This is a genomic window from Pseudomonas sp. SIMBA_067, from assembly GCF_046534675.1.
Lineage (GTDB): Bacteria > Pseudomonadota > Gammaproteobacteria > Pseudomonadales > Pseudomonadaceae > Aquipseudomonas > Aquipseudomonas putida.
This window is the reverse complement of the sequence record NZ_JAWRYH010001171.1, coordinates 1-243: the sequence shown is the minus strand read 5'-3', so window position 1 is coordinate 243 and position 243 is coordinate 1. Positions and strand designations below refer to the sequence as shown.

At 51.0% G+C, this 243-nt stretch carries 1 pseudogene; it reads right to left on the bottom strand.

The features are described 5' to 3' along the window. Positions 1-200: pseudogene (locus SB765_RS32965) on the bottom strand (hypothetical protein); the annotation flags it as partial. Positions 201-243 lie beyond the last annotated feature (43 nt).

Here is a 243-nt window from a genome sequence, read left to right as displayed (position 1 = left end):
AAGCCGGCACCGAAAGTCATCAGGGTCAGCATCAGGGAGGCAAACGGGTCAACGCCGGGAAAGAAGGTTTTTGAAATGGCAGTGGCGTAGTAGCCAAATACCATAAAATCGTACATCTCCAGGAAGTTACCACTGGTGACGGTGAAGATGGTTCGGGCGGCACTTTTCGGCGGCTTTTGTAAAGAGGGGGTGTGACTCATAACGGCTTCCTGTTGTTTTTTAGCCGTTTTAGCCTGCCTGATG